At 63.9% G+C, this 20,569-nt stretch carries 21 protein-coding genes; 6 read left to right on the forward strand and 15 right to left on the reverse strand.

The window, feature by feature from the left end; all coding sequences use genetic code 11:
* The first annotated feature begins 46 nt into the window (after positions 1 to 46).
* Positions 47 to 529 (forward strand): LEA type 2 family protein, encoded by a 483-nt coding sequence (locus tag ACFY9W_RS17610; RefSeq protein WP_391132453.1) that lies wholly within the window; start codon positions 47 to 49, stop codon positions 527 to 529.
* Between the two features lie 18 nt (positions 530 to 547).
* Here ACFY9W_RS17610 and ACFY9W_RS17615 read toward each other — a convergent pair whose 3' ends face one another.
* Complete coding sequence (locus tag ACFY9W_RS17615) at positions 548 to 811, reverse strand: hypothetical protein (protein WP_391132455.1); 264 nt, start codon at positions 809 to 811, stop codon at positions 548 to 550.
* A gap of 129 nt (positions 812 to 940) precedes the next feature.
* Here ACFY9W_RS17615 and ACFY9W_RS17620 point away from each other — a divergent pair, with 129 nt between their 5' ends.
* Positions 941 to 1,261, forward strand: a complete 321-nt coding sequence (locus ACFY9W_RS17620; protein WP_300023274.1) for a YqjD family protein — start codon at positions 941 to 943, stop codon at positions 1,259 to 1,261.
* A gap of 22 nt (positions 1,262 to 1,283) precedes the next feature.
* Here ACFY9W_RS17620 and ACFY9W_RS17625 read toward each other — a convergent pair whose 3' ends face one another.
* On the reverse strand, positions 1,284 to 1,901 hold the full coding sequence (locus ACFY9W_RS17625; RefSeq protein ID WP_012271474.1) for a tRNA-(ms[2]io[6]A)-hydroxylase: 618 nt from the start codon (positions 1,899 to 1,901) through the stop codon (positions 1,284 to 1,286).
* Between the two features lie 157 nt (positions 1,902 to 2,058).
* On the opposite strand from ACFY9W_RS17625, the gene ACFY9W_RS17630 reads away from it, so the two are divergent.
* Positions 2,059 to 2,922: a universal stress protein gene (locus ACFY9W_RS17630; protein ID WP_391132457.1), complete on the forward strand. Its 864-nt coding sequence runs from the start codon at positions 2,059 to 2,061 to the stop codon at positions 2,920 to 2,922.
* Between the two features lie 134 nt (positions 2,923 to 3,056).
* Here ACFY9W_RS17630 and ACFY9W_RS17635 read toward each other — a convergent pair whose 3' ends face one another.
* The 7 genes from ACFY9W_RS17635 to fepB form a co-directional block, all read right to left on the reverse strand.
* Positions 3,057 to 3,260 carry a formate dehydrogenase subunit delta gene (locus ACFY9W_RS17635; protein ID WP_391132459.1) on the reverse strand — a complete coding sequence of 68 codons (204 nt, stop codon included), beginning with the start codon at positions 3,258 to 3,260 and terminating at the stop codon, positions 3,057 to 3,059.
* A complete protein-coding gene (fdhF, locus tag ACFY9W_RS17640; protein WP_391132461.1) occupies positions 3,257 to 6,139 on the reverse strand; it encodes a formate dehydrogenase subunit alpha in 2,883 nt (960 codons plus the stop codon). The genes ACFY9W_RS17635 and fdhF overlap by 4 nt, the downstream gene beginning before the upstream one ends.
* Entirely contained in the window at positions 6,136 to 7,695 is a 1,560-nt protein-coding gene (locus ACFY9W_RS17645) for an NADH-ubiquinone oxidoreductase-F iron-sulfur binding region domain-containing protein (protein ID WP_391132463.1), read from the reverse strand. Before ACFY9W_RS17645 ends, fdhF begins: the two co-directional genes overlap by 4 nt.
* Positions 7,689 to 8,171 (reverse strand): formate dehydrogenase subunit gamma, encoded by a 483-nt coding sequence (locus ACFY9W_RS17650; RefSeq protein WP_391132465.1) that lies wholly within the window; start codon positions 8,169 to 8,171, stop codon positions 7,689 to 7,691. The genes ACFY9W_RS17645 and ACFY9W_RS17650 overlap by 7 nt, the downstream gene beginning before the upstream one ends.
* A gap of 403 nt (positions 8,172 to 8,574) precedes the next feature.
* Positions 8,575 to 9,606, reverse strand: coding sequence for an iron chelate uptake ABC transporter family permease subunit (locus tag ACFY9W_RS17655; protein ID WP_391132618.1), 1,032 nt, complete (start codon positions 9,604 to 9,606; stop codon positions 8,575 to 8,577).
* Positions 9,603 to 10,607: an iron chelate uptake ABC transporter family permease subunit gene (locus tag ACFY9W_RS17660; RefSeq protein WP_391132467.1), complete on the reverse strand. Its 1,005-nt coding sequence runs from the start codon at positions 10,605 to 10,607 to the stop codon at positions 9,603 to 9,605. Before ACFY9W_RS17660 ends, ACFY9W_RS17655 begins: the two co-directional genes overlap by 4 nt.
* Positions 10,608 to 10,609: 2 nt before the next feature.
* Positions 10,610 to 11,509: a Fe2+-enterobactin ABC transporter substrate-binding protein gene (gene fepB, locus ACFY9W_RS17665; RefSeq protein ID WP_391132469.1), complete on the reverse strand. Its 900-nt coding sequence runs from the start codon at positions 11,507 to 11,509 to the stop codon at positions 10,610 to 10,612.
* Positions 11,510 to 11,618: 109 nt separating this feature from the next.
* Here fepB and ACFY9W_RS17670 point away from each other — a divergent pair, with 109 nt between their 5' ends.
* Positions 11,619 to 12,422 carry an ATP-binding cassette domain-containing protein gene (locus tag ACFY9W_RS17670; RefSeq protein ID WP_391132471.1) on the forward strand — a complete coding sequence of 268 codons (804 nt, stop codon included), beginning with the start codon at positions 11,619 to 11,621 and terminating at the stop codon, positions 12,420 to 12,422.
* Positions 12,423 to 12,571: 149 nt separating this feature from the next.
* On the opposite strand, the gene ACFY9W_RS17675 is transcribed toward ACFY9W_RS17670, so the two are convergent.
* A complete protein-coding gene (locus tag ACFY9W_RS17675; protein ID WP_391132473.1) occupies positions 12,572 to 13,390 on the reverse strand; it encodes a helix-turn-helix domain-containing protein in 819 nt (272 codons plus the stop codon).
* A 220-nt stretch (positions 13,391 to 13,610) separates the two neighbouring features.
* Between ACFY9W_RS17675 and ACFY9W_RS17680 the strand changes: the two genes are divergently transcribed.
* Positions 13,611 to 15,695, forward strand: a complete 2,085-nt coding sequence (locus tag ACFY9W_RS17680; RefSeq protein WP_391132475.1) for a TonB-dependent receptor domain-containing protein — start codon at positions 13,611 to 13,613, stop codon at positions 15,693 to 15,695.
* 140 nt (positions 15,696 to 15,835) lie between these two features.
* Positions 15,836 to 17,143, forward strand: coding sequence for an NtaA/DmoA family FMN-dependent monooxygenase (locus tag ACFY9W_RS17685; RefSeq protein WP_391132477.1), 1,308 nt, complete (start codon positions 15,836 to 15,838; stop codon positions 17,141 to 17,143).
* A gap of 186 nt (positions 17,144 to 17,329) precedes the next feature.
* Here ACFY9W_RS17685 and sfnG read toward each other — a convergent pair whose 3' ends face one another.
* From sfnG to ACFY9W_RS17710, 5 genes are all read right to left on the reverse strand, one after another.
* The gene (sfnG, locus tag ACFY9W_RS17690; RefSeq protein ID WP_391132479.1) at positions 17,330 to 18,424 is read right to left on the reverse strand and encodes a dimethylsulfone monooxygenase SfnG; all 1,095 of its coding nucleotides are present in this window, start codon (positions 18,422 to 18,424) and stop codon (positions 17,330 to 17,332) included.
* Between the two features lie 176 nt (positions 18,425 to 18,600).
* Positions 18,601 to 18,888, reverse strand: a complete 288-nt coding sequence (locus ACFY9W_RS17695) for a DUF3077 domain-containing protein (protein WP_391132482.1) — start codon at positions 18,886 to 18,888, stop codon at positions 18,601 to 18,603.
* Positions 18,889 to 18,954: 66 nt separating this feature from the next.
* Entirely contained in the window at positions 18,955 to 19,212 is a 258-nt protein-coding gene (locus ACFY9W_RS17700; RefSeq protein ID WP_391132484.1) for a hypothetical protein, read from the reverse strand.
* Positions 19,213 to 19,635: 423 nt separating this feature from the next.
* Positions 19,636 to 20,268 carry a hypothetical protein gene (locus ACFY9W_RS17705; protein WP_391132485.1) on the reverse strand — a complete coding sequence of 211 codons (633 nt, stop codon included), beginning with the start codon at positions 20,266 to 20,268 and terminating at the stop codon, positions 19,636 to 19,638.
* 21 nt (positions 20,269 to 20,289) lie between these two features.
* Positions 20,290 to 20,421, reverse strand: coding sequence for a hypothetical protein (locus ACFY9W_RS17710; protein ID WP_391132487.1), 132 nt, complete (start codon positions 20,419 to 20,421; stop codon positions 20,290 to 20,292).
* Positions 20,422 to 20,569: the final 148 nt, after the last annotated feature.

Consider the following 20,569-nt stretch of genomic DNA (forward strand, 5'->3'; position numbering starts at 1 on the left):
CATTTGCCACACTGACCATTCGCTCACTCTGGCAAGGTCGCCCTCAATGACTGCCCGCCTGCACCGCTGTATCCGCGTGTTTCTCGTCCTGCTGATGGCCTATGGCCTGGGCGCCTGCGCACTGCTCCAGCCACGTGACCCGGTCAATATCAGCGTGATCGGCATCGAGCCGCTGCCAGGGCAGGAACTGGAATTGCGCATGGCCGTGAAAATGCGTGTGCAAAACCCCAACGAGTCGCCGATCGACTACAACGGCATTGCCCTGAACCTGGAAGTGAACGGCCAGCCGCTGGCCGCCGGGGTCAGCGACCAGCAGGGGCACATTGGCCGTTATGACGAAGCAGTGATCGTGGTGCCGGTGAGCATCACGGCGTTTTCATTCCTGCGCCAGGCCTATGGGCTGGGCACGGTGGACTCGCTGAAGGGTTTGCCCTACAAGCTGCGCGGCAAGCTGGCGGGCGGCTTGCTGGGGACCGTGCGCTTTACGGACGAGGGCAAGCTGGACCTGCCCAAGGGTGCCTACTGGTAAGCACCCGGCGGGTTGTATTCAGCGGTTGGCGCTGGCGGCGGCCATCAGCTTGTTGACTTCGCTGCGTACCATGCTGGCGTATTCGGGCGGCGACATGCCATCCAGTTCGGCGCGCACCCATTCGGCCCATTTGCCCTTGCGCCGCGGCTTTTCGGCAATCAGCCGGGCCGCATCGCCCTTGGCCTTGCCCAGGTTGTTCTGCCACAGCTCGAACAGCCGCGCCTTCTCTGCCTCGATCTGCGCCCGTTCCTCGAAGCTCATGTTGGCCAGATTGAAACTCATGAAGGTACCTGCAGATTTGAAAATGGCCGCTATCTTACACCCAGGCAACGCAACATCGGAAAGCCGCCGCAACTTTCCCGACGCAGCGGCATCCATTGTTCAGACCACCCCATCAACGAGGACGAGTTCATGGCCCGTAAAAACGCCACGCTGGCGGACAGCGATCAGATCAAGGACCAGGTATTCAGCGAGCTGCAATCGCTGATCGAAGAATCGGAAAAACTGCTGACCGAAAGTGCCGCCCTGGTGGGCGAAGAAGCAGAAACCCTGCGAGCGCAGGTCAGCCTCAAACTGAAACAGGCGCGCCAGGCCGCTGGCAATGTGCGGGACAAAGCGCAACCGGTGGTGGACGCCACCCAGGACTACATCGGTGGCCATCCCTGGCAGACCGTGGCCATATCAGCCGGCCTGGGGTTGGTGGTGGGCCTTTTGCTGGGCCGACGCAACTGAAGCCCCGGCCGCCTGGTGCGAATCAGGCGGCCAGTGCCTGCGGGATACCGCTGTGGAAGCGCAGCTCCTGGTCCGGTGACTGGATCAGCTCCATTTCTGCAGCGCGTACCAGTTCAACCCGGCGGGCAATGTCTGCCTCATCACCATAGTTGTGCGCCAGTTTCAGGTAGCCTTGGTAATGGCGCGCTTCGCTTTTCAGCAGGCCGTGATAGAAGCGGCCCAGCTCCTCATCCAGGTGCGGCACCAACGCGGCAAAGCGCTCGCAGCTGCGTGCCTCGATGAACGCGCCCACCACCAGCGTATCCACCAGTTTTACCGGCTCATGGGCGCGCACCAGGCGGCGCAGCCCCGACGCATAGCGCCCCGCCGACACCGGGCGCAGTGGCACGCCACGGCGCTTCATCAGGCGCAACACCTGCTCGTGGTGCACCAACTCTTCGCGGGCCAGGCGCGACATCATGTTGATCAGGTCGAGGTGGGTGTTGTACTTGGCCATCAGGCTCAAGGCGGTGCTGGCGGCCTTGAACTCGCAGTTCTTGTGGTCGATCAGCAGGGTTTCCTGGTCGGCGAGCGCCGCTTCGATCCAGGCGTCTGGCGTCGGGCAGCCAAGAAAGGCGTCGATTTCGGGGATCAGGGACATAAGCGTGCAACCACACAGAACAGGCAGGGCTGGCGATTATACCGGCGGCGGCGGGCGGCGCCAGTGACTATGCTTGTTGATGTACATCAAGCGCCAGCGGGGGGTGCGCCGTCTATAGTCAGGCATTGGTCGCCACCTTTGAAGGGAGCTAACGCCCATGCAAGCCGTCCGCAGCATCCTCGTCGTCCTCGACCCCGAGCACGCCCACAGCCGGGCGCTGACCCGGGCCAAGCTGATCGCCGGCGTCACCGGCGCACGCCTGCACCTGCTGATGTGCGACAAGCGGCATGACCACCATGCGCTGCTGAGCCTGTTGAGCAGCCAGCTGCACGATGACGGCTACGACAATGTTACCCATGAAGAGGCCTGGCGCGGCAACCTGCACGACACCATCGTCTACGTGCAGCAGGCCGAGGGCTGCGAGCTGGTGATCAAGGAACACCGCCCGGACAACCCGCTGAAAAAAGCCCTGCTCACCCCCAGTGACTGGAAATTGCTGCGTCAGTGCCCGTGTGCGGTGCTGATGGTCAAAAGTGAACGGCCCTGGACCGGGGGCGTGATCCTGGCTGCGGTGGACGTGGGCAACCAGGACGGAGACCACCGCCGCCTGCATGCGAGCATCGTTGACCATGGGTTTGAGATTGCCAAGCTGGCCAAGGGCGAATTGCATGTCGTCAGTGCCCACCCGTCACCGATGCTGTCGGCCTCGGACCCGGCTTATCAGCTGAGCGAGACCATCGAAAAACGGTACCGCGAAGCGTGCAAGGCATTCCAGGCCGAGTACGACATCAGCGATGAGCGCCTGCATGTGGCTGAAGGGCCGGCGGATGTGCTGATCCCGCATTTCGAGCAGCAGCTCGATGCCGTGGTGACGGTGATCGGCACCGTGAGCCGCACGGGGATTACCGGGGCGTTGATTGGTAATACGTCGGAGGTAGTGCTGGATTCGCTTGAGGGTGATGTGCTGGTGCTCAAGAGCGAAGAAGCCATCGCGCACCAGGCCGAATTAGCCCGAGGCTGATAGTGGGGCCGCTTTGCGGCCCTTCGCGGCGGTTCGGCGCCCCGACATGCCCGTTCCCACAGGTATTGCGCGGCCCCTGTGGGAGCGGGCGTGCCCGCGAAGGGCTGCGAAGCAGCCCCAATCAGCAACAGCCGCTAGGCCAACGCCTCACGCACCTTCGGGTCCAGCCCCTCCCCTTCATTGGCGGCAATCCACTCTGCCAGCTGCCGACGCATCGCCGGCGTCCAGAAACTGTGCAAATGCTGCCGCACCCCCTGCACCGCCAGCGCCCGGTTCGGCTCGCTGTCGAAGTAATGGGCAATCTGGTTGGCCATCTTGACCAGGTTGTCGCTGCTCATCGGCGCACCTCGGCTTTCTCGGTCGTGCGACGTTCCTTCAGCAGGCGCCGCTGTTCATCACTGAAGTCCTGATAACGTTTCTGCCATTGCGAAGGCTGGAACACTTTCACCACTTCCACCGCCGTCACCTTGTATTCCGGGCAGTTGGTGGCCCAGTCGGAATTGTCGGTGGTGATCACGTTGGCCCCCGACTCGGGGAAGTGGAAGGTGGTGTACACCACCCCCGGCGCCACCCGGGCGCTGACCTTGGCGCGCAGTACAGTCTGCCCGGCGCGGCTGCCGATACCGACCCAGTCACCGTCCTGAATGCCTCGGCTTTCGGCGTCGGCAGGATGGATCTCCAGGCGGTCGGCATCATGCCAGGCCACGTTGCCGGTGCGCCGGGTCTGGGCGCCCACGTTGTACTGGCTAAGAATGCGCCCGGTGGTCAACAGCAACGGGTAGCGGTTGTTGACCTTTTCGTCGGTGGGCACATAACCGGTGAGCATGAACCGCCCCTTGCCACGTACGAACTGGTCGATGTGCATGGTCGGCGTGCCATCGGGCGCAGCGTCGTTACACGGCCACTGCAAACTGCCATGACGGTCGATCTCGGCGTAGCTGACGCGGCGGAACGTGGGCGTAAGGCGCGCGATCTCATCCATGATCTCGGACGGGTGACGATAGTTCATCGGGTAGCCCAAGGCATTGGCCAGGGCCACGGTGGCTTCCCAGTCGGCCTTGCCGGCCAGCGGTTCCATGACTTTGCGCACCCGCGAAATACGCCGCTCGGCATTGGTGAAGGTGCCGTCCTTTTCCAGGAACGAGCTGCCCGGCAGGAACACATGGGCAAACTTGGCCGTTTCGTTGAGGAAGATGTCCTGTACCACCACGCATTCCATGGCGTGCAACGCCGCCGTCACATGCTGGGTGTTGGGGTCGCTCTGGGCGATGTCCTCACCCTGGCAGTACAGGGCCTTGAAGCTGCCATCCAGCGCAGCTTCGAACATGTTGGGGATACGCAGGCCCGGGTCAGGTTGCAGGGTCACACCCCAGGCGCGTTCAAACTCGGCGCGCACATTCTCGTTGGAAATATGCCGGTAGCCGGGCAGCTCGTGCGGGAACGAACCCATGTCGCACGAGCCCTGCACGTTGTTCTGTCCGCGCAGCGGGTTCACCCCCACCCCTTCGCGGCCGATGTTGCCGGTGGCCATGGCCAGGTTGGCGATGCCCATCACGGCGGTGCTGCCTTGGCTGTGCTCGGTCACGCCCAGGCCGTAGTAGATTGCCGCGTTACCGCCAGTGGCATACAGCCGTGCGGCAGCGCGGATCTGCTCGGCAGGCACGCCGCACACCGGGCCAAGTACTTCAGGGGCGTTGTCGGCCTGGCTGACGAAATCGCGCCAGTGGGCAAAGTCCTCGGTTTCGCAGCGGGCATCGATGAAGCGCTGGGCCAGCAGGCCTTCGGTGACGATCACGTGGGCCAGGGCGTTGAGCATGGCGACGTTGGTACCCGGGCGCAATTGCAGGTGCAAGTCGGCGCGGGCATGGGGTGAGTCGACCAGGTCGATGCGACGTGGGTCGATCACGATCAGCCGCGCACCCTGGCGCAAGCGGCGCTTGAGTTGCGAACCAAACACCGGGTGGGCGTCGGTGGGGTTGGCGCCGATCACCAGCACAACGTCGGCCTGCATCACCGAATCGAAGCTTTGCGTACCCGCCGACTCGCCCAGGGTCTGCTTGAGGCCATAGCCGGTGGGCGAGTGGCATACCCTCGCGCAGGTATCGACGTTGTTGTTGCCGAATGCCGTGCGCACCAGCTTTTGCACCAGGTAGGCTTCTTCGTTGGTGCAGCGGCTGGAGGTGATGCCACCGATGGAATCGCGCCCGTATTTCAGCTGGATGCGGCGGAACTCACTGGCAGCGTAGGTCACCGCTTCGTCCCAGCTCACCTCCTGCCACGGGTCTTCCAGGCGCTTGCGAATCATCGGTTTGGTAATGCGGTCCGGGTGGGTGGCGTAGCCCCAGGCAAAGCGGCCCTTGACGCAGGCGTGGCCATGGTTGGCGCCGCCATTCTTGTCCGGGACCATGCGCACCAGCTTGTCGCCTTTCATTTCGGCGCGGAACGAACAACCGACACCGCAGTAGGCGCAGGTGGTGATCACCGAACGCTCGGGCTGGCCGAGCTCTACCAGGCTCTTTTCGGTCAGGGTTGCAGTCGGGCAGGCCTGCACGCAGGCCCCGCACGACACGCACTCGGAAGCCAGGAAGTTGTCACCGCCCGCCGCCGCCACACGCGATTCAAAGCCCCGCCCGGTGATGGTCAGGGCGAAGGTGCCCTGGATGTCTTCGCAGGCCCGCACGCAGCGGCTGCACACAATACACTTGCTCGGCTCGTAGTCGAAGTAAGGGTTGGAAACGTCCTTTTTCTCGGCCAGGTGGTTGGCACCGTCGTAGCCATAGCGCACCTCGCGCAGGCCCACCTGGCCAGCCACGGTCTGCAGCTCGCAGTTGCCGTTGGCCGAACAGGTCAGGCAGTCCAACGGGTGGTCGGAGATGTACAGCTCCATCACGTTGCGGCGCAGGCCGGCCAGGCGCGGGGTTTCGGTACGCACCACCATGCCTTCGCTGACCGGGGTGGTGCAGGAGGCCGGGTAGCCGCGCATGCCTTCGATTTCCACCATGCACAGGCGGCAAGAGCCGAAGGCTTCGAGGCTGTCGGTGGCGCAGAGTCTGGGGATGCTGGTGCCGAGCATGGCCGCAGCGCGCATCACCGAAGTGCCCGCAGGCACGCTGATGGCACGGCCGTCGATGCTCAGGCTGACCTGCACGTCGCTGTCACGGGCCGGGGTGCCGAGGTCGCTGCTTGTATCAGAAGCGGGGTCGAAGAAATTGATCACTGCGCGGCCTCCGTGGTGGTCAGCCCGAAATCGGCGGGGAAGTACTTGAGGGCGCTGGCCACAGGATAAGCGGTCATGCCGCCCATGGCGCACAGCGAGCCGTACTGCATGGTGTCGCACAGGTCGCGAAGCAGCAGGGCCTGATCGTGGCGTTCGGTAAAATCACTGGTCGCGATCAACCGGTCGACCACTTCCATGCCGCGGGTTGAGCCGATGCGGCACGGGGTACATTTGCCGCAGGATTCCTCGGCGCAAAACTGCAGGGCAAAGCGCGCCATGCTGGCCATGTTCAGGGTGTCGTCGGCCACCACCACACCGCCGTGGCCGAGCATTGCGCCCATGGCGGCAAACGCTTCGTAGTCCAGCGGGGTATCGAAGTGGCTGGGGGGCACCCAGGCGCCGAGCGGGCCACCGACCTGCGCGGCCTTCAGCGGTCGGCCACTGGCCGTGCCGCCGCCGTAGCCCTCCACCAGCTCGCGCAGGGTCAGGCCGAATGCACGCTCCACCAGGCCACCCTGGCGGATGTTGCCAGCCAGCTGGAAGGGCATGGTGCCCAGCGAGCGGCCCATGCCGAAATCGCGATAGAACGCCGCGCCCTTGGCCAGGATGATGGGCACCGACGCCAGGGTGAGTACGTTGTGCACCAGCGTGGGAAGGCCGAACAGGCCTTGCAACGCTGGCAGTGGTGGCTTGGCGCGGACGATGCCGCGCTTGCCTTCGATGGATTCGAGCAGCGCCGTTTCTTCGCCACAGATGTAAGCACCGGCCCCCACCCGCACTTCAAGCTCGAAGGCCTTGCCGCTGCCGGCTACGTCGGCACCCAGGTAGCCTGCGTCACGAGCGATGGCGAGGGCCTGGCCGAGCACGCGAATGGCGTCGGGGTATTCCGAACGCACGTAGATGTAGCCCTTGTCGGCACCTACGGCGAGGCCGGCAATGATCATGCCTTCGATCAGCAGGAACGGGTCGCCTTCCATCAGCATGCGGTCGGCGAAGGTACCGGAGTCGCCCTCGTCGGCGTTGCACACCACGTATTTCTGCCCGGCACCAGCATCGCGCACGGTGCGCCATTTGATACCGGCGGGGAACGCCGCACCGCCACGACCACGCAGGCCGGAATCCAGCACCGCAGCAACCACCTCGGCGCCGTCCATTGCCACGGTAGCCTCCAGGCCGGCGAAGCCTCCTTGGCTGCGGTAGTCATCCAGCGACAATGGGCGGGTGATGCCGGCGCGGGCGAACAACAGGCGCTGCTGGGTCTTCAGGTACGGGATTTCATCGACCGGGCCCAGCGCCAGCGAGTGGCCACCGGGCTCACCCGCCAAGGCATCGAGCAATGACGGTACATCCTGCGGGGTGAGCGGGCCAAAGCCCAGGCGCCCTTGCGCGCTGTCGCACTCCAGCAGTGGCTCCAGCCAATACAGGCCGCGGGAACTGGTGCGCTGGATATCCAGCGGCAACTGGCGCCGCTCGGCCTCGCGTTGCAAGGCCTCGGCAACCTGGTCGGCACCCACGGCGCAGGCCACCGAGTCGCAGGGGATGTAAAGCTTCAGCATGCTGCGTCCTCCCGGCAACCGTTTACCAATGCACGCAGGCGCTCAGGGGTGAGCCGTGCATGCACCCTGCCGTCCAGTTCCAGCGCGGGTGAACAGGCGCAGGCGCCCAGGCAATACACCGGGCGCAGGCTGATGGCACCGTCGGCGCTGGTGCCGTGGTCGTCCAGCGCCAACTGGTCGCGCAGTTGCGCGGCCAGGGCCTCGGCGCCGCGGCTCTGGCACGATTCGGCGCGGCACAGGCGCAGGGTGTGGCGCGCCGGCGGTGCAGTACGGAAGTCGTGGTAGAAGCTGATTACCCCACGCACTTCGGCCAGGCTGAGGTTCAGGGCATGGGCAATTTCGGCGACGGCGGCATCGGGGATGAAGCCGATGTCGTGCTGGATGGCATGCAGGATCGGCAACAGGGCGCCGGGGGCGTCCTTGTGGCGGGCCAGAATGCGCTGGATCGCGGGCAGGTGGAGCAGTTCATCAGGCATACAGCGGACCTCGGCATCACGGACCCTGCCTGAATTATTGTGGGGGCAGGTATCCGGCGTGTTCTGCTGCGGCGCGTTGGCCACGTCACGGTTGCGCGGCGCTGACGGCCTCCTTGCCCAGGGCCGCGCATCTGCGCACGCTGGTCCTTGGGCATCCTTCAAGCATGGCACTTGTTACGCAAGAGGGTTGTGTGCGAGCGACCATGCACGGTCTGAAACCGACGCAAGGTCTTACTGCCCCAACGCATCGGCGCCCGCAGGTACAGCGTGAGCATGAAACCTGCGCGATCCCTGTGGGAGCGGGCACGCCCGCGAAGCAGGCGACGCGGTAAATGGCACCGGCTACGCCGGTGTTCGCGGGCACGCCCGCTCCCACAGAGGGCGAGTAAGTGCCATGAAGCCCTTAACCATGTCGCTGGGCGGTGATCAACCACAGCAAATAGCAACCGCCCAACACCCCGGTCACCAACCCGACTGGCAATTGCGCCGTCGCCGCCAGGCGCTGGCTCAACCAGTCGGCTACCAGCAGCAACGCTGCGCCCATCATGGCGGCGCACATCAGCGGCACCCCGGCGGTACGCGTCAACCGCCGTGCCAGTTGCGGCCCGGCCAAGGCAATAAAGGCAATGGGCCCAGCGGCGGCAGTGGCAATAGCTGTAAGGCCAACGGCGGCAAGTACCAGCCGCAATCGCGAACGCTCCACCGCCACCCCCAACTGGCTGGCCGTACCATCGCCCATTTCCATCAGCGCCAGTTCACGCCCGTGCAGCAAAGCCAACGGCACTATCAGCGCGAGCCCCAGCGCTGCCGGTAGCACATGGGCCCAGGTGCGGGTGTTGAGCGAACCGGCCAGCCACAGCTGGGCGAACAGTGCCTGGTCAAGGTCACCGGTGACCAGCAACAGCTGGTTCAGGCCCGACAGCGTGGCGCCCATGCCAATACCTACCAGTACCAGCCGATAGCCCTGGCTGCCATGCCCTCGACGTGCCAGCAGCAGCACCAGCAATGCCGTGAGCATGCCAGCCGCCACCGCCGCCAACGCGGTGGCCAACGGCCCGGCATCGAACAGAATGATCTGCACAATCGCGCCACTCGCCGCACCGGTGGTAAAGCCGATGACATCGGGAGACCCCAGCGGGTTGCGAGCGATCGACTGGAAGATCGCCCCGGCCATGCCCAGCGCCGCGCCCACCAGCACCGCCGTGAGCACCCGCGGCAAACGCACGCGGCTGACAATGCGCTCCACCATCGCGCTGTCACCCTGCCCCATCAGGCTGGCCAATACCTGGTCTGCGCGAATCGGCAGGCTGCCCGTGCCCAGCAGCAGCACCGCCAGGCCCATCACCAGTAACGCCAACAGGCTACCGACCAGCACTGCACGCAGGCTGAAACGCAGGCTTAGCGGCCCACACCGGAACACGCGCAACCCCTTCATAGCTGACATAGGCGAAACCTGCCGATCAGTACGATAAAGGCCGGCCCACCCAGCAACAGCGCCAAGGTTCCGGCCGCCAGCTCCGCGGGAGCTGCCAGCACCCGGCCAAGCAGATCGGCGCCCAGCAGCAACAGGGCAGCGATCAAGGCAGCATACGGCAGCATGCGCCGGTAGTCCGGGCCAACCAGCAAGCGTGCCAGGTGTGGCGCCACCAGGCCGACGAAACCGATTGGCCCGGCAATGGCAGTAGCACTGCCAGCCAGCAACATCAGCGCCACGCAAGCCAACGCCCAGGTAAGACGCACATTCACCCCCAGCGCCCGGCCCAGATCACGGCCAAGCGCCAGCGCGTTGAGTTGCGGCATCAAGGCTGCCGCCAGGGCCAGCCCCAACGCGATGGCCAAGGTCGGCAATGGCAACGCCGCCGCACTGCTGCCCGCCAACGAGCCTGCCGCCCAATTGCGAAAATGGTCGTAGACCTGCGGCGGGGTGTTGAGCACCACAATCGCCGTGAGCGAGGCCAGCAGCATGCTCAGCCCCGCCCCGGCCAGTACCAGGCGCACCGGGTTGCTGTCGCCAGCCCCCGCCTGGCCAAGCAGGAAAACGGCAACACCGGCGATACCGGCACCCAGGAAGGCCAGTGGAATGTACTGGCTGACCTGGGTCAGGCCAAACAGCGCAACGCCAAGGATCACTGCCAGCGCAGCCCCGGCATTGACGCCCAGCAGCCCCGGCTCGGCCAATGGGTTGCGCGTCAACGCCTGCATCACCGTGCCTGCCGCGCCCAGCGCCAGGCCTGCCAGCAACGCCACCAGCGTGCGTGGCACGCGCAGCTCGCGCACGATCAGGTGTTCATCGTTATGCAGGTCGGGATGGTAGAGGGCATCGACCACCACGTCGAAGGCAATCGGGTGCGAGCCGATCAACAGGCTCGCCAGCGCTGCCACCAACAGCAGCACCAGCCCTGCCAACAGCGCAGGGCGCAAGGTTTGGCCAGCCATGGTCAGCGGAAGTAGCCGGCAACGGTGTCGAGCATCTGCCGCCCGGAGTAGTAGTCGATACGGAACGAACTGGGCCCCAGCGGGTACACGCGCTGGTGCTGCACCGCAGGCAGGTTGGCCAGCACCGGATCGTCGCGGAAGGCTTGGGCGTCATTATCGTCGGCGCTTAGCAGGAACACATCGGCATCACCAATGGCAGCGGCCAGGTTCTCGCGGGAAATGAACTGGAACTCGGTGGCGCGAATCACCTGCCCTGCCATGGCCTCAGGCAGCTCCCGCACCTGGAAGCCAAGGGCCGTCAGCAGCCGGGCCTGCGGGCTGAAGGTGCGGCCGATGGAATAACTGCCACCGATGTTGTAGCCGACCAAAACCACCGGCCTTGGTGAAGGCTGCAGGCGAGCTGCCGTTTCACGGGTGTAGTCGTCGAACTGCTGGATCACGGCCTTGGCCTGCTGTTGCAGCCCGGTGCGTGCGCCCAGTTCGGTGGCCAGTTCCTGCCAGGACTGGTTGGAGTAGTTCACCACCAGGGTTGGCACGCCCTGGGCCTTCAACTCCGCCAGGTGCGGCGCAGCACTGTCCGCCCCGGTTGCAGATACCACCAGCAGGTCAGGCGCGCTGGCCACCACGGCCTCGATATCGAACTGCAGGTTGCGGTACAGCACCTGCACATCACGCTGGTCAGCCACGGCTGCCCACTGCGAGAAAAAGCCCTTGCCATCGGTCAGCCGGCTGGGCGTGGCGGCGGCGCTGGCCACCAGCGGAGCCTGCATGGCCAGCAGGATGCCGGTCACGCTCGGGGTGGTAGAGACGATGCGCGCAGGTGTGGCCGCTGCGGTCGGGATTACGCCAGCCAGCGTCAGGGCGACGGCGGCCAGTGCTGCACAAACTCGAAAACGCTTCATCGATGGGCTTCGCCTTGGAGGAGTCAGCTGCGCATGATAATACTTCTCATGCAGATAATTCCATCATGTAGAATACGTTCCGCAAATTTCGTGTTGCCAAGGACCCACCATGAGCCCACGCCTGCAAGCCCGCGCGCTGACCCTGCGCCGCGATAACCGAACGCTGTCGCACGACCTGTCGCTGGACATCCCCGATGGCGCCTTTACCGTGATTGTCGGCCCCAACGCCTGCGGCAAGTCGACCCTGCTGGCGGCGATGTCGCGGTTGCTGGCCCCCAGTTGCGGCCAGGTGCTGCTGGATGGCCAGGACATCCAGCAACGCCCCGCCAAGGACGTGGCCCGGCGCCTGGCCCTGTTGCCACAGAGCGCCAACGCACCGGACGGCATCCGCGTGGCCGAGCTGGTCGCACGTGGCCGCTTCCCGCACCAGCGCCTGTGGCAACAGTGGTCGGTGGAAGATGAGCAGGCGGTACAGCGGGCGATGCACGCAACCGGCATCGAAGACCTTGCCGAACGGCCGCTGCAGGCGTTGTCTGGCGGCCAGCGTCAGCGCGTGTGGATTGCCATGGTGCTGGCGCAGGACACCCCACTGGTGCTGCTGGACGAGCCCACAACCTATCTGGACATTGCCCACCAGTTCGAATTGCTGGAGTTGCTGCGCGACCTGAACCACCAGGGCCGTACCATCGTGGCGGTGCTACATGACCTGAACCAGGCCTGCCGCTACGCCAGCCACCTGGTGGCGATGCGCGACGGCGCCATCGTTGCTCAAGGTGCGCCAGCGGAGATATTTACCGAGGCGTTGGTGCAGCGGGTGTTCGGGTTGTCGGGGCTGGTGATCGAGGACCCGGTGAGCGGTACGCCGATGCTGGTGCCGCGAGGGCGGCTTACCGAGGCCGGCAAAATCAAATAGTTCAGGCAGTAGAAATTGTGGGAGCGGGCGTGCCCGCGAAACAGGCGACGCGTTGGATGGCACGGGCTTCGCCCGTGTTCGCGGGCACGCCCGCTCCCACAGGGATCACACGAGGTTGCAACCTTCACCCGGCCGGGTAGCGAAGGTGCTTATTCCGGTAAAACCGGCGCTGGCGCACCCAGCATGCGCCCACCCGTAGCCTGGTTGACCTGCCCTGCTTCATGGAACAACGCCTGGCGGTCCTCCGGTGCCCGCAACTGCCCCAGGTCGGTCACGGTGGTCATCACGCAAACAATCTCCTGCTGCGCATCGAACACCGGCGCCGCCTGGCCAGTCACGCTGGACAGCAGGTGGCTGGTCAGTTCGGCCCAGCAATGCTGGCGGATCTGCTCCAGCACCTTGGCGCTGGGCGCAGTGCCGCGAAAATGCGCAGGCTGCAACTTGCGTGCGGCATCGATGGTGGCCTTGGGCAGAAACGCCTGGAAGATCAGCCCACAGGCGGTGTTGTCGATGGGCAGGATGTCGCCCAACGCCAGCGGGTTGATCGAGAAATAGGCACTGCGGTACCAACGCACCAGGGTCGGGCCACGGTCGGTCCAGATCGCCACCCCACCGCTGGCGGCATGCCGTTGGGCCAGCCCCTTCATGTGCCGGGCGGCAATTTCAACAGCATCCACACGCTTGAGGGCGCCAATGCCGATGCTGAGCGCGGCCGGGCCCAGGTCGTACAGCGCGCTGGCCGGGTCCTGCCTGGCCAGCCCCTCCTTCACCAGGCTCTGCAGGTAGCGGTGCGCCGTGGAACCGCCGGTACCGGTGCGGCGGGCCACCTCACCCAGGCTCAGTTCGTTCTCCGCATTGGCCAGCACATTCAGGAACCGCGCAGCGATCGACACCGACTGGATGGTGCCGGAACGCTTCTCGCCCGGGCTTTCCGGCTCCGTGTCGGCGGGGGACTGCAAAGTGTTCAACGGGGCTATCTCCTCATTTCTGATTATCCTGCCAGGCGCCATCACGGTGGCCGGTTAGCGCGGCTGCCTATCATACCGTCAGCAACCCCGGCCTGGCGCGGGTGCTGGCAAACGCAGGCACCACCATACCACTTTGAGGAATAGATTCTTTATTGCGGAATACAATGGCACCATGATACCTTGCACCGCAAACGAGGATCGTTCTCATTTGGAGGTTGTCTTGAAGTACCCTGCGCAACGCTCGATCAGCCATGGATTCGGTGTGCTGACCCTGTCTACCCTGCTGGCTGCACCCCACGCCCTGGCCGAACAAGCCCCCACTGCCGGTAGCTCGCAACTGGTGCTTAGCCCTGTGCTGGTCAGCGGCGAAAAGGTCGAACGAGACCTGCGCAACACCGCCTCGTCGGTGTCGGTAAAAAGTGCCAGCGAAATCGACAGCCTCAAGACCGGCAACGCCTCGGTGCACGAAGTGCTCAACGACGTGCCCAACGTGATCTACACCGACTCGGTGGGCGCGCCGATCATTCGCGGCCAGGACACCCAGGGCCCGAACAACGGCGCCAACGTGTTCTGGGGCGGCACCGTGCCGCGTGCCACCATCAACCTCGACGGGCACTACCTGAACTACAACGAGATGTACTTTGGGGCACCGTCGGTGTGGGACGTGGACAGCATCGAGGTGTATCGCGGCCCGCAGACCACCAGCCAAGGCGCCAACGCCATCGCCGGTGCCATCGTGGTCAAGACCAAGGACCCGACCTTTGACCCCGAGGCGGCCTACCAGGCCGAGATCGGCAGCTATCACTCGCGGCGCAGTTCGCTGGCGGTGTCCGGGCCACTCACCGACAACCTCGCCGGGCGCCTGGCGTTGGACTATTCGGCGCGCGACACCTTCATCGACTACACCAACCCCTCGTTTGCCAGCCACAACACCGACCAGGATTTCCGCGCCCTGAACCTGCGCGGCAAGCTGCTGTGGCTGCCCGCGGCGGTACCCGGCCTGGGCCTGAAGTACACCTTCGCCCACGGCGACTCCAACCGCCCCACCCAGGAAGCAGCCTCGCGGCCATTCCACGACCTGAACCACACCGGCGCCACCATGCCCAGCTGGCACCAGCAGAGCAACACGCACATTGTCGACGTGGATTACGAGCTGGATAACGGCATGAAGCTGTTCAACCAGACCCAGTACTCGCTGTCCAACGTGCACCGGGTGATTGGCGTGGCGAACGGCGGCGACGCCGACATCCGGCAGAAAAACTTCTCCAACGAAAGCCGCATCACCTTCGGCGAGCAGCAAGACACCTTCAGCGGTATGGCCGGCCTGTACCTGGCACGCACCGACTCGGACGAAGTCCTGTACTACGGCGGCATCTCGGACTTCGACGACACCAAGCGCAACCTGGGCGTATTCGGCGAAGTCAGCTACCGCCTGAATGACCGCTGGACGCTCACCACCGCCCTGCGCCTGCAGCAGGACCAGATCCAGCGCAGCGGCACCTCGCCGTTCGCCGCCAACGGGCTGGACTACGACAAGACCTTTACAGCACTGCTGCCCAAAGTGTCGCTGGCCTACGCCCTGACCCCACAATGGACCGTCGGCGGCATGGTCAGCCGCGGCTACAACCCGGGCGGCGTATCGCTGAACCTGAGCAGCAAGCGCTTCGAGGAATTCGACGATGAGCGCATGTGGAACTACGAGCTGTTCGCCCGCGCCAGCCTGCTGGACGACCGCCTGCACCTGAACGCCAACCTGTTCTACATGGACATGCAGGATGCCCAGTACAACATCCCGGTGGTGCTTGCCTCTGGCCTGACCCAGTCCTACACCATCAACGCCGAAAAGGCCCATGCCTATGGTTTCGAGCTGTCGGCGGACTACCGGGTGCTGGACAACCTGACCCTCAAGGCCAGCGCCGGCGCCCTGCAAACCCGCATCGACGACATCGACGCCAACAGCAGCTACGCCGGCAACGAATTTGCCCGCTCACCTGGCTACACCGTCAGCTTCGGCCCGAGCTGGGACATTACCGACCGCCTGAACCTCAATGCCCAGGTGCGGCACATCGACGGCTACTACTCGGACGTGGCCAACACCAAAAGCTATGCCATCGACGGCTACACCGTGGCCGATGCGCGCATGAGCTACCGCTTCAGCGACCAGGTGCAACTGTACACCTACGTCAAGAACGTGTTTGACGAGCGTACCCCGTCCTACATGCAAACCAACCGGGGCATCGGCGGTATCGAAGCGAGCATGACCGAGCCGCGTATCGTGGGCGTAGGCATCAAAGGCGCCTTCTGAAACCAACCGGGGCCGCTTTGCGCCCCTTCGCGGGCACGCCCGCTCCCACAGGTTCAGTGCGATCCATGTGGGAGCGGGCGTGCCCGCGAAGGGGCGCAAAGCGGCCCCAGATCTTCCACAGCCAGCAACCGGAGACCCTGATGACATTCAACAAAGGCCTGCACATCGGTATGTCGCTTGCCCCTACCTGGCTCAGCGGCGAGGGCTGGCGGCGTGCCGACAGCCGCGTCGAAACGCTGTTCGGCAGCGACTTCGCCATGGACATCGCCCGCCGCTCCGAAGCCGCGCACCTGGACTTCGTGTTCCGCCCCGACGTCAGTTGCGTGGTGACCGATGCCCTGGAAAGCGGCTCGGGCTTCACCAGCCTCGACCCCACCGTGCTACTGGCCGCGCTCACCCGCGAAACCAGCCGTATCGGCCTGGTGTCGACTGTTTCGACCACCTTCTTCCCCCCCTACCTGGTTGCGCGTCAGTTGCAGTCACTTAACTGGCTAAGCCAAGGCCGGGTCGGCTGGAACATCGTCACTGCCCTGCAAGGCCACGAGAACTTCGGCCTGGCGGCCATGCCCAGTGCCGAAGAGCGCTATGCCCGCGCCGCCGAGTTCACCGAGGTGGTGCAGCGGTTGTGGCGCAGCTTCCCGCAGCAGGCCCTGCGCATCGACCGCGAAAACGGTGTTTACGCCGACCCGGCGCACGTACAGCCAATCAACCACCAAGGCGAATTCCTGCAGGTACAGGGCCCGCTGAACCTGCCCGAACAGGGCGCACGCATTCCGCTGATCCAGGCGGGGGCATCCGACAGCGGTCGTGACTTTGCTGCCCGCATTGCCGACATCGTCTTTGCCCCTACACCCGACCAGGCCGCGGCGGCGGACCTGCGCCGAGACCTGTCTCGCCGAGCCCAAAAACACGGCCGCCAGGCCGACGATGTTCGCCTGTTGCCCGGCCTGAGCCTGTATTTGGCACCCACTCGCCAGCAGGCACGCGAACTGTTCATGGAAACCCACGCCCGGGTAGACAAGGCACGCAAGTACGCCGCCATCGAGAAGATGATCGGCATCGACCTGGCCAACTGGCCGAGCGACCGACGCATTCACGCAGCCGACTTGCCGCCGCTGCAACTGCTGCCCGGCGCCAGCCGGACCCATGTAAGCCTGCTACGGCGCTTGATCGAGCGTGAATCGCTGCTGCCAGAAGAGCTGCTGATGCGCCCGGAAGTGTTGTCGGCGGCGCACTGGCAGGTGATTGGCACGGTCGATGATGCCGTAGCAGAGATTGCCGACTGGGCCGAGGCGGGGGTGATGGATGGCTTCATTGCCGCGCCGGGGGGCTCGTTTGGCTCGGTGTACAGCTTTCTGGATGAAGTGGTGCCACGGCTGGTGGAGCGTAGGTTGTTCCGTGAGCGGTATCACGGGGCTACATTTGCCGAGCACTTGCAGCGGTATTGACGGGCCAAGGGGTAATGTCAGTCAGTTAAGGCCAATGGGGCCGCAGTGCGGCCCATCGCAGGCAAGCCAGCTCCCACAAAGACCGCGCAAACTTTGAGTTTCACACAGTACCTGTGGGAGCTGGCTTGCCTGCGATGGGCTGCGCAGCAGCCCCAATGAACGCCCATACTGCTTAACTGATGGGTCTCAGGCCACTGCCTTGTCAGCGCTGTGCGCCGCTTCCAGCTCGCGCACCAAAGGCAGCACGTGCTCGCCGAAGTACGCCACTTCCTCCTGGAAATGCAGGAACCCGGAGAGGATCAAGTCCACCCCCACCGCCTTCAGCGCTACGATGCGTTCGGCAATTTGCTGCGGCGTGCCGATCAGGTTGGTCTTGAAGCCATCGTTGTACTGCACCAGGTCCTCGAAACTGGACTTGGCCCAGTTGCCCTCGCCCTCCGGGCTGGCGGCCCCGGCATGTTTTACCTCCTGGCCGAACGCTCGCACCGCCTCGGGGTTGGCCTTGTCGATGATCTCTTGCAGCACCGCACGCGCTTCTTCCTCGGTATCGCGGGCGATGATGAAGGCATTCACCCCGATCTTCACCGAGTGGCCGTTGGCCGCGGCCTTGGTGCGGATATCGTCCACTTGGGCCTTGATCCCTTCCACGCTGTTGCCGTTGGTGAAGTACCAGTCCGACACCCGCGCCGCCATGTCCCGCGCCGCACGCGAACTGCCGCCCTGGAAGATCTCCGGGTGCGGTTGCTGCAGCGGCTTGGGTTTGAGGTTGTAGTTTCGGAAGCGATAAAAGTCGCCGTTGAAAGTGAAGTTGTCCTGCGTCCAGATGCCCTTGAGTGCACGGATGAATTCTTCGGAGCGGCGATAGCGCTCATCATGGTCCAGCCACGGCTCACCGATCGCGTGGAATTCGCCCTTGAACCAGCCCGAGACCACGTTGATGGCGATACGGCCATTGGTGAACTGGTCGATGCTCGCCAGCTGCTTGGCCGCCAGCGCCGGGTTCCATGGGCCAGGCAGGATGGCAGCGATGACCTTGATCTTTTCCGTGGCGGCCAGCAGCGCGTGGCTGATGGTGACCGATTCGTGCTGGTTGTCGGCGCCGTAACCGGCGGTGAAGCGGATTTGCGACAGGGCGTAGTCGAAGCCGGATTTTTCAGCGATTTGCGCCAGCTTGCGGTTGTAGTCGATGTCCCAGCTGGTGCGTTGCTCGATGGTACTGACCACCAGGCCACCGCTGACGTTGGGGACCCAGTAGGCGAACTTGATCGGGGTGTGGCTCATGGGGTGGCTCCTTGAGAGTCCTTGGGGTTCAAGGAGGCAGGAGCAGCAAGCGTGCCAATAGCTGGATGGCTTTATTTTCAATGAGTTGGCGATAAAAGTCGGCGATGTTGCCTGCATGTGATCAAACACGCTGTCGGATCACTGTTGCCTGCGCAACACCGCCGCTTGCTGCTAGCTCACCGGTTTTTGCGCATGCCCATGTGGGCGTCATCCATCAAGGCCTTGGCCATGTCGCAAAGGAAGTGCGAGGCCCACACCAGCACCGGTTCATTGTCCATTACCCCGATAAACGATGCCCGCCGCGAGCAGTCCATCAACACGGAAGCCTGCTCGACAGCATGGTCACAGCAGTTGCCGGGCTCGACACGGAACAGCTTCTTGCCGTCGATGATACCGTCCAGGAACGTGGCCGCACCTACGGTCAGGCCCAGGTTGCCGGTGTCGTCATCCAACTCTTTATCCATCTTGAACCTCTTCTGAATCTGCCAGCCAGTGCCATCCACCGCTGGCAAAAGATTGATGTCAGCCCATCAATGCAAGCTGTGCATCTGCGGCTTGCCCTTGAGCTGCACCTGCGCAATCGCCGACTCCAGCAACAAGCGCACAGCCTCCACTTCGTGCAGCACCGCCAAGGTCATGACGGTGGCGGGAGACTTGGGCAGCGTGGAGATGGCGTGATGGCCCACGGATAAGGCGCAGAGCACGTATTCGGTGGCCTGAATCAGGGTGTCTTCAAGATGGTGTGATGGGTCTGGGGAAACGGGTGGATCCGGGACTATTTTGAGCATGGTCACATCTCGATTTCGTGAGAAAAAACCACACCCCATCCCTTGCAGAGAATGGGTGGCGGCTGCGTACGGGCCTGCAAGACCGGGGAAGATCGAGAAACCCGGCTGACCCGAAGGTCACCCGCACGCAGCCACCATTAAGCACGACCATTGGCGCAGGCCAACGGCTCGATGGTGAGCACGCTTTCGATACTTCCCCGGGCTTGCAGACCCGGCCGTTGAATTTGCAACGACAGGTGCAGACTAGGGGGCTCAGGTTTCCATCGCAATGGCGAAACGGGTTGAAAAGGATGATTCAGAAATGGACTACAGGGAAGGGGAAAAATCTGGCTTTATCGTGTAGGAAATACCAAAAATGTGGCGAATCAACGAAGGGCCCAATACGTGGCTACGCCACGCACAGGCAGTAATGTTCAAAGCTGACTATACCGCCAACCGCGCCAGCCGCTGCAGAGCCAGGATCACCTCATCATCCCGAGCCTCAAGGACATCCGCCTGAATAAGGGCGATCACCGCCTTCAGCAACTCAGTCTGGTTCATCTCTGTTTGCTGTTGAAGCGCGAGCATGTCCTTTGCCGTGTGCGGATTAACCTTCATCGACAGCCGCCGAGTCGCATTGGAGCGCGCAAGCCCGCGCTGCGCTCGCTGTTCTTCCAGCGCCTGGATGAACCCCAGGTGCGCAGCCTGCAATTGCCCACACCGCTCCACCTGCGCCAACTGCTGAAAATAGTAGGCAAGGAACAATTTGCGCAAGTTGGCCCCCGCTTCACTAGTGACTGCATGCATGGCCGCATCGAGCACGTCGACGTAGACGGCCGGCAAACGCGCCTCGATCGACTTGAGCTGCTGCATGCGCGCCTCGTGAATGGCTGGCGTGGATTGCGGTGGAAGCGCGACCACAACCTCGCAACGGGTACATACCCCCACCAGAATGTCCTTGGCCACCCCCCTGCCATCGCTGAACGGTACATCCCGTCGGGTATAGCGAGTGGGCACCACTGCCTGGCAGTGCTCGCACAGTGCTTTTCCGCTATCACCCTCAAACAGAATCTTCATGATCTGGGTACTCCCGCTAATTCAAGCGCCGATATCACTGCGCGCTGGTCTTACCTGAAACTGATTTTCGTACATCAGCGCCACCACTACGAAAATAATCGTACAAAAAGAAATCGAATCTACTGCTTGCAAAACCAAAGTGACCAGCGGCATGCCTTGCGACCGCTGTCATACACCGCGTCGTACTCTTCGCGGGTGAACCCGCTCCCACAGAACTGCATATCTCTTACTGATCTAGCAGGGGCCCTGTGGGAGCGGGCATGCCCGCGAACACCGGCGCAGCCGGTGCCATGCACCGCGT

This window comes from Pseudomonas sp. NPDC008258, from assembly GCF_042956345.1.
In the GTDB taxonomy this organism is placed as follows: Bacteria; Pseudomonadota; Gammaproteobacteria; order Pseudomonadales; family Pseudomonadaceae; genus Aquipseudomonas.